Here is a 7,537-nt window from a genome sequence, read left to right as displayed (position 1 = left end):
TTAGGCGCTTTAACCATAACAGATTGGGGCTCTTTTTGTACACCCAAAGGGTGTTAAAATAAAACAAGATAAACACCGTCACAAAAGTGTTTATCTTGTTTTTTCAAATAAGTATGAATTATCCAGGTTTAATAATGTTTGTTTTTTATTTTTAGCCCGGAAATGGAACTGCTTGGCTTCCAATCGACCAGTATGAGAAAAGAATTCATGATTTATATTTTGTTCAGTTTAACTTCTTCTAGCAGATCGTATACATCATCTACATTCTTGCAAGTATGTAATCTGTTAGTTAGTTGATCAGAAGAAGCAATTCTCATGATTTGTCTTAATAACTGGCTAAAAACACTGGAGTTTGTGTCATTTGAAATAATAAAAATAGCCGTTTTAACTTTGTATCCTTCCCAATCAATTTCTTTTTTTAAATTAACAATCATAACAGCAGGTTGTATGACTTCTTCTTTTGACCCATGAAGAACAGCTATACCACGGGCTATGTAGGTTGAGCTTTGCTTTTGTCTTTTGAAGACCGTTTCAGCAAAAAGCTCAGTTACAAATCGATTACTGAATAGATAGGAACAACTTTTTTTAATAAAATCATCTTGAGATGGTATTTCTTTTTGAAAAAACAACAAAAACTTTTGTAGATAATTTTTATTGACCTCATTTTCAATTTTGGTAAAAGTTATAAAGTGTTTCAATTTGGAAAAGTCTTCATCTGTAAACGAAGGAGTAATTGAAACCATGTTAGGAATATCTAAATTAAATTGTGAACTGTTGATAATGAGATTATAATTTTGAAAATCTAATTCCGCTAGAGAATTTGTACGGTACACTTTAATAATTTCAATTTCTTTAAAATAAGACTCTATAATATTTTTTAAAAATTGTTCAATTGATAACCCTTCTTTACAGATTAAAGCTGTTTTTAAGGAGTTAATATTTTCCGGTCGATTGATGGCAGCTATAATATGAAGGCAAATATAACCAATTTCATTTGAATCGAAATAAATATTTTCCATTTTTTCTAAATCATCAATAGCGATTAGAACTGATAGGTAGACTTCCGTATAATCATTTTTTATATGATCCAGCAAGGGGTTACTGAACGGAATCCCTTGTTTCATCCGGTTGATTGCCGGTCTTAGATGAGTATGTAAATTCCTGGTTAATTCTTGATCATTAGTTAAGTCAATGTTTAACCGCTTGCTGACTAATAGAATGAATTGACTGATGACTTTGTTTTCTTTTGAATATGCGATCACATTGACTTGTTTTCTTGTGGACATTAAAATACGAGTTAGGTAATACAATTCATTTTTGGGAACATTGATATCAAATTTATTTTCTATGTGAAATTTAAGTAAAACAGCATACTGAAACTCTATGCTTTCTTCGATTTGCTTATTTTCTTCCTCACCGCTTATAAATCCATTTCTAATTCTAATGATGATAATCATTAAGTATAATAAGAGAAGATTGTAGTCATTTTCGCAAATATTGTTGTTCATTGCTGCTTCACTTAGTTCTGCTAATTGGATAAGTGATGCCTTTTCATCTGGAAAAAAGAATGAATCTAAAATTGTCTCATTACGTGTTGAAATACGGGAATCTTGAGTTATTTGATTTTCCACACTTATATAGTTTGTTACAGTAAAAAGAAATAAACTGCGGATATCTTGTTCAGGACCAATTAATTTAAAACCTTGATTTCGTAGATAAACCAGTTCACATGAAAATTTTGACACAAATATCTCAATTTCTTGGATTATATTATGGATACTGGAAGGCGACTTATAGATGTTTTCTTCAATAAAGGAGTAGGTCAAATAGTCCTGAGAAAGGAATAGGTGGATCATGATAAAAGTAAAATCATCATAATTATTATTTGCTATCGGCAGGATTGACATTTTTTTTATTTTTGCCAAAATGCTGAGTTTACGATTATTACTCAAAGAAACTTTTATCCCAAGGTTAGGGGTTTTTTCAATTTCGTTGTGATGAATAAGATTGGAAAAATCGGTTGACTCCAAATAATTATAAATAGTACGAGGAGAGACGTCGATTATTTTTGCCAAATTATTTGCAGTTACATAATCTTTTTGATTGATTAAATGTTGCACTAATTCATGTATTTTTTTCATTCTTCTCATATTCAACACCCCATATTTTCCCATGCTTCCTTAGATTTATTATAACAAGTAAAGACTAAAATTTCAGTTTTGAAAATTGCAACATTTACTTTTGATGTTGCAATTTTTTAGTGTTTAAAGCCGTTTACTCCTGTAATGTGTTTGGGATATTCTAGGATTAATAAATAGTAGAACGGAGGAAGCACTATTCATGAAAAAAACTGCTAATTGTATTCATCATACTCATTGGGATTTAATCTGGTATTTTACCGCTCAAGATGCAAGTGTTCAATTTGCTTATAATATGAAAGAAATATTAGAGGCATTTGATAACGGGACATTGGATTGTTTCTTTTTAGATGGGCAAACGGCACCTGTGGATGAATATATTCAATTATTCCCAGAGGATCAAAAACGAATACAAAAATATGTAGAGACTGGAAAATTAGTGATTGGGCCTTTTAATTCTCAGCTGGACAGCTTTATCACAAGTGGAGAATCAGTAATTAATAATTTACGATTAGGTATAAAGTCCGCGAACAAATTGGGTGGGGCATCAAAAGTAGCTTATTTGCCAGATTCATTTGGACATTCGGTAGATTATCCTAAAATATTCAATCAATTTGGAATTGAAGATTTCGTTATCACGAGAGGGGTAGGAGATGAATATGAACTAGGAAGCGAATTTATTTTAGAATCCAATGATAGCTCGAAGCTGCTGGTTTATACGATGATTGCCGGATATGGTTACGGCTGTTATGCTTTTAAGGAAGGAACTTTATTTACAGACGATGCAGTAGATTACAATAAAATAGACATAAAACAGTTAGTTAATCGTTTATTATCATATTCAACTATCGAAAATGAGTTTGTATTTCCTCTAGGATTTGATCAAAATCCGATGATTCATAACGTAAGTGAAAAAATTGATTACTACAATAATAAGCAGAATGCAATTGAATTTGTAGAGATAACATGGAAAGATTTTTTTGAAAAAATCAGAAAACATGGGAAAGGAATCAAAACACATCGCCATGAGTTGATTTCAACACAATATCATCGCGTTCATCGCTCCATTTATTCTGCAAGGGCGGATGTGAAAGCTCTACAGGACAAGTGCGAAAGAATTCTTACGTATGAATTGCAACCTATGATGACTTTGCTGGATAGTCTAGGTATCGAATACAGCCATGGACTATTGGATAAGGCTTGGGAAACACTGATTCTTTGTCAAACGCACTCTTCAGCAAATCTTACAGAAGAAACAAATGACTACATTGAAAGAGAAACAAAGAATGCTTTGAATTTTGTGCTTTCACATAAATATTATTTATTAAAACTGATGTCACTTTCACTGGACATGGAGGGGAAGTCGGGGCAGCCGTTAATTGTAGTAAATACACTGCCTTACCTACGTGATGAAATTGTTAGAGCGAAAATTTTTACTAAGAATGAAAAATTTTCACTAAGAATTGATGGTCATGACGTTGATTACATAGTTATTCGGTCTGAAAAAAAGAATAATGATGTGTTGAGAAAAGATCCTAAAAAAATACGAGCGGAGAAAAATTATTATGAAACAGATATTTATTTTCGTGCAAGTAATTTGGAAGGATTATCTTATCGGGTATATTTAGTGGACGAGGAAAAACCATCACCTTACAGTTTGATGACGCCAAGCAAATATGCTATTGAAAATGAATATTATAGAATTTATCAGACTGAAACTGGCATATCAGTTCTAGATAAAAAGACAAAAGAACTCCATGAAAAAGTGGTTTACATCGAAGATTCTGGTGATGAAGGTGATAGTTTTGATTATTCGTATCCAAGTGAGGATTGGAAAATCAATGATTATTTAGAATCTGGAAAGGCGGAATATGTCGACTCCTCCTTAGTGAAAAGTTTGACATTAACAGGTGAAATGAGTATTCCAATGGATTTAAAAGAGCGGAAAAAGAAAAAACTTTCCTCGTTAATGCCATATAAAATCAAGATAACACTTGAGGAAAAATCTTCATTGATAAAACTATCGGGAGAATTTGACAATAAGGCAGAACAGCATCGTGTACGGCTTATCTTTACTGGAGTAAAAGGGAATACTCATTCTACTGCTGGAACACAGTACAGTATTATTGAAAGAAAAACTTCTAGCCTAGAACAAAAGAAATGGAAAGAACTAAATTACTTTGAAGAGCCTAGTCCTATATTTCCACTTTTGAACCATGTCTCTGCTGTTCATGCCAATGAAACCATGACGGTTTTTACGAGAAGCAGCAAGGAATATGAATTTGTAAATGAAAATTTTAAAGATATAGGAGTGACAATCTTCAGATCATACGGTGCTTTGGGGTATCCAGACTTGAACAGACGACCTGGACGACCCAGCGGTTTGGATTATATGATTTTTGAAACACCAAATTGTCAAATGAAATACAAGAATAAATTTGAATTGGCATTTAGTTATCAGAAAGCTTTTAATCCAAATGAAACATTTAGAATGTATACTGAATATGCAAAAGAGGCAATTGTCTATCAGAAACAAGATTTCGACAAATCGATTAATCCGATAGATTATTTTCCTACAAATGCTTTCAACAAGAAATTGCCTTTTCAATACAAACTTTTGAGTATAGAAAATGGAGAAAGCGTCTTTGGTTCAATTGTTAAATCAGATAATTCTAACGCCTATATTTTACGGGTATTTAATTGTGAACCAAAAGAGATAGAGCTTGGAGAGATTGAGGGAGAAATTTTGTCTGAGGAAATGTATATCACAAATTTGGAGGAAACTATTCAGATAGAGTTGTCAGATAAGGATTCAAAGCTTTACCCGGGAGAATTGCGTAATATTAGACTATCAAAATAAGGAGAGATTAAAATGAAAAAAATTATAGGAGTGTGTGCATGTCCCGCCGGAATCGCCCACACATACATGGCGGCAGAAAATTTAGAAAACTTAGCCAAAAAAAGAGGGTATCAAGTAAAAATTGAGACGAATGGTTCCTCAGGAGTAGAGAACAGTTTGACAGATAAGGACATTATTGAGGCTGATTATGTGATAATTGCAGCAGATACTCGAGTAGAAATGGAGCGGTTCAGAGGGAAAAAATTAATAGAAGTTTCGGTATCTGATGCTATACGTGACGGCGAGAAGATTTTTTCTCAACTTGATGCAGATAAACTTGATATATATTAGGGAGGATTATTATGAATACAAAAAAAATCTATCAACATCTTATGACAGGCGTGTCCTATTTTCTTCCATTTGTAACAGGGGGAGGAATTATCACTGCCATGGCTTTCCTGATTGATATAGAGAACTCTTCTTCAGCAAATTTCGGTTCTTCAACTGCATTAGCAGCATGGCTGTCAGAAATCGGGGGGCTAGCGATGGGTATGATGTTCCCAATACTAGCTGGTTTTATTGCATATTCTATTGGGGACAAACCGGCTATTTTTCCTGGAATAGTAGCCGGTATGCTGGCAAGGGATGGTGGGTCAGGTTTTCTTGGAGCAATTGCTGCCGGTTTTATTGCAGGTTTTGTTATTGTTTTATTAAAAAAAGTAACCAGAACACTGCCACGTTCACTTGAAGGAATAAAAACAATGCTGATTTTTCCGATTGGCGGACTTATTTTGTCTGCGTTGGCAATGATTGGCATAAACTTTATAGTTTCGCCAATCAATCATGGATTGACTAGTATGTTAGTAGCGTTGAATGAAGTAAGTGCCATTTTAATTGGAGCAGTCATTGGCGTGATGCTAGCACTTGATCTTGGAGGACCAATCAATAAGACAGCATATCTATTTTCAGTGGCTACACTCACAAATGCTGCTGGAGATCCGACACCAAGTGTTATCATGGCAGCTTGTGGAAGCAGTGCAATGGTCATCAGTACCTCTTGCGCTGTTGCTGCAACGCTGTTCCCAAAAAAATTCAGTCCGAATTTACGGGGAGCGAAAGTTGGAGCCTATATCATGGGGTTAGCGTTTTTTGTGGAGGGAGCAATTCCTTACGTGATTGCTAAACCTAAAAAAATTCTTCCGGCATTATGTATTGGAGCAGCAGTAACAGGCGCGACAACAGCGGCAATGGGAATTACCCTGTCTGCTCCAATCGGCGGGCTGGAAACATTACCACTTGTAAGTAATATCCCTTTGTATTTGTTGTCATTTGTTATTGGAACAGCTGTTGCGGTAGCAATTATTTTCTTTCTAACAAAAAATGATGAGGAATATGAACTTGAGCAAAATGAGGGGTAACTGAATATGGAGATTATTACAGAAGACTTAATTTATTTGGATATAGAGTTAGTGAGTAAGGAAGAAATAATTGATTGCCTTGCGGATATTTTAATCAAACAAAATCGAATTACTGACAAGTATCAATTGATTGCTGATATTTACCACCGTGAAGAGGAGGCCTCAACATCCATGGGATTAGGAATAGCCATACCTCACACTCAGTCTAATAGTGTTTTAGAAGCATCTGTTGTCCTCATAAGATTGAAACGAAAAATAGAATGGAACGAAGATAAGGATGTTCAAATCATATTTGGTATTTTTGTTCCAGTTGAAAATATTGATAATCAGCATCTAAAAATACTTTCAAAGTTAGCTAGACAACTCACAAACCAAGGGTTTAGAGAGCAGTTGTTACGTGTACAAACTCCGGAAGAATGTCGACGCCAATTAGAAGGGTTGAATCAAAGATAAAACTGTTTCACAAGTAATTAAAATTACGATAAGAATATGACAATAATAATTTTGGCTTTTTAAGAATTTTTGTAAGCTGATATTGGAAAAACAAAATCAAAAAACTAATGTGGACTAGAGAATTGAAGCACACCCCAAAAGTTAGACCAGAAATCTAACATCTGGAGGTCACTACAAATAAAAATTCTCTAGTTTTTTAATAAAGTACAAAAATTTGTGAAAAGTGAAATTCTCAAAAAATATTATTTTACTATTTTGAGCGTAATAAAGCAGCTCTTGATAGAGCTAATAGATTGCTTTTAAAGTGGGGTCAAGGGAAAGCAAGTAATCCACAATCTCTGTTTCAGGCATCGGCTTTTTGAATAAACGTTGATACGAATAGTCTTGGTAATTAAGATGAGTCGCTGATTTTAACATCGACCGCCAGTAACTCTTTAACTTACGATAGTCTTTCATTTTTTCGTAATCAGTACCAAACAACTTCTTCATAAAAGCTACCCGTGCTTTGAGGGAATATATGGAAAAATAATCACGTAGAGTCTTCTGTAATCTATTGGGTAAGATATCAATTATCTTTCGTGTGGCAGCATCACAAAAAATAAAGCTCATTTTATTTGTGACATGCTTAACTGACTTAAATTCATCAAAACATAAATTTTCAGGTAAATGTTGAAAATCAGGTGCATGTT

5 protein-coding genes and 1 pseudogene are annotated in these 7,537 nt (G+C 33.8%); 4 read left to right on the top strand and 2 right to left on the bottom strand.

All coding sequences use genetic code 11. The features are described 5' to 3' along the window. Positions 1-212: 212 nt before the first annotated feature. Positions 213-2,150 carry a BglG family transcription antiterminator gene (locus CBF29_RS13445; protein WP_170170087.1) on the bottom strand — a complete coding sequence of 646 codons (1,938 nt, stop codon included), beginning with the start codon at positions 2,148-2,150 and terminating at the stop codon, positions 213-215. Between the two features lie 190 nt (positions 2,151-2,340). Here CBF29_RS13445 and CBF29_RS13440 point away from each other — a divergent pair, with 190 nt between their 5' ends. Genes CBF29_RS13440 through CBF29_RS13425 form a run of 4 tightly spaced genes read left to right on the top strand, consistent with a single transcriptional unit; the run spans position 2,341 to position 6,848 of the window. After that, positions 2,341-4,998: a glycoside hydrolase family 38 N-terminal domain-containing protein gene (locus CBF29_RS13440; RefSeq protein ID WP_126810219.1), complete on the top strand. Its 2,658-nt coding sequence runs from the start codon at positions 2,341-2,343 to the stop codon at positions 4,996-4,998. Between the two features lie 12 nt (positions 4,999-5,010). Further along, positions 5,011-5,328: a PTS fructose transporter subunit IIB gene (locus tag CBF29_RS13435; RefSeq protein WP_126810218.1), complete on the top strand. Its 318-nt coding sequence runs from the start codon at positions 5,011-5,013 to the stop codon at positions 5,326-5,328. Positions 5,329-5,339: 11 nt separating this feature from the next. Beyond that, complete coding sequence (locus CBF29_RS13430) at positions 5,340-6,395, top strand: PTS fructose transporter subunit IIC (protein ID WP_126810217.1); 1,056 nt, start codon at positions 5,340-5,342, stop codon at positions 6,393-6,395. Between the two features lie 6 nt (positions 6,396-6,401). Next, positions 6,402-6,848: a PTS sugar transporter subunit IIA gene (locus CBF29_RS13425; RefSeq protein ID WP_126810216.1), complete on the top strand. Its 447-nt coding sequence runs from the start codon at positions 6,402-6,404 to the stop codon at positions 6,846-6,848. A 285-nt stretch (positions 6,849-7,133) separates the two neighbouring features. Here the strand turns inward: CBF29_RS13425 and CBF29_RS13420 are convergent. Next, a pseudogene (locus CBF29_RS13420) lies at positions 7,134-7,537 on the bottom strand (hypothetical protein); the annotation flags it as partial.

Source organism: Vagococcus elongatus, from assembly GCF_003987645.1.
Classification (GTDB): domain Bacteria; phylum Bacillota; class Bacilli; order Lactobacillales; family Vagococcaceae; genus Vagococcus_A; species Vagococcus_A elongatus.
The sequence above is the reverse complement of the archived record's forward strand: the minus strand, read 5'-3'. Positions and strand labels throughout refer to the sequence as shown.